Consider the following 1,228-nt stretch of genomic DNA (forward strand, 5'->3'; position numbering starts at 1 on the left):
GGGTGAAGTCGGCGTGGCGTGCTCCATGGCGGCGGCGGGTCTGGCCGAACTGCTGGGTGCAAGCCCGACACAGGTGTGCATTGCTGCGGAAATCGGCATGGAACATAACCTTGGGCTGACCTGTGACCCGGTTGCCGGACAGGTACAGGTACCGTGCATCGAACGTAACGCGATTGCCTCCGTGAAGGCGGTGAACGCGGCACGTATGGCGCTGCGCCGCACCAGCGAGCCGCGCGTCTGTCTCGATAAGGTTATCGAAACCATGTACGAAACCGGTAAAGATATGAACGCCAAATACCGCGAAACTTCTCGCGGCGGCCTGGCGATGAAGATCGTGACCTGCGATTAAGCCCCTCAGGAAGCCTCGTTTTGCGAGGCTTCTTCCTGTTTTCCCCACCATTCATAGTTTCACGCTGCTGACAGTGTTACCCTTCACGCATGAGATAGAAGGGAGATTATCTGTGGCCGTTCATTTACTTATCGTCGATGCTCTTAACCTGATCCGCCGTATCCATGCGGTACAGGGGACGCCTTGTAAAGACACCTGTCTGCACGCGCTGGAACAGCTTATTCGCCACAGTGAACCCACCCACGCGGTCGCGGTATTTGATGACGAAGCCCGCAACACGGGCTGGCGACACCAGCGTCTGCCCGACTACAAAGCCGGACGCGCCCCGATGCCGGACGATCTTCACGCTGAATTGCCCATGCTGCGCGCTGCATTTGAACAGCGGGGAGTTCCCTGCTGGGGTGCACAGGGAAATGAAGCCGACGATCTCGCGTCCACCCTGGCCGTAAAGGTGGCAAGCGCCGGACATCAGGCCACTATCGTTTCAACTGACAAAGGCTACTGCCAGCTGCTTTCTCCGACTATCCGCATTCGCGACTATTTTCAAAAACGCTGGCTGGACGCGCCGTTTATTGCCAGCGAGTTCGGCGTCTCGCCTGAGCAACTGCCGGATTACTGGGGGCTGGCAGGCATCAGCAGCTCTAAGGTTCCGGGTGTCGCCGGTATTGGGCCGAAGAGCGCCGCGCAGCTGCTGAAGGATTTTCAGAGTCTGGAAGGGATTTACGCCCGTCTGGATGAGGTGCCAGAAAAGTGGCGCAAGAAGCTGGAGGCGCATAAAGAGATGGCGTTTATCTGCCGGGAAATCGCAACGCTACAGACGGATTTACAGCTGGACGGGAATTTACAGCAGTTGAGATTAGAGCGTTAACGCTTTTCTGT

Annotated in this window: 1 protein-coding gene and 1 pseudogene; both read left to right on the top strand. The window is 57.4% G+C overall.

Annotated elements, in window-relative coordinates:
* A pseudogene (sdaB, locus tag IM317_RS23845) lies at positions 1 to 349 on the top strand (L-serine ammonia-lyase II); the annotation flags it as partial.
* 112 nt (positions 350 to 461) lie between these two features.
* Complete coding sequence (gene xni, locus IM317_RS23850; RefSeq protein WP_033146432.1) at positions 462 to 1,217, top strand: flap endonuclease Xni; 756 nt, start codon at positions 462 to 464, stop codon at positions 1,215 to 1,217.
* The last annotated feature ends 11 nt before the right edge of the window (positions 1,218 to 1,228 follow it).

It is taken from the genome of Enterobacter cloacae complex sp. S3 (assembly GCF_014930495.1).
Taxonomy (GTDB): Bacteria; Pseudomonadota; Gammaproteobacteria; order Enterobacterales; family Enterobacteriaceae; genus Enterobacter; species Enterobacter asburiae_B.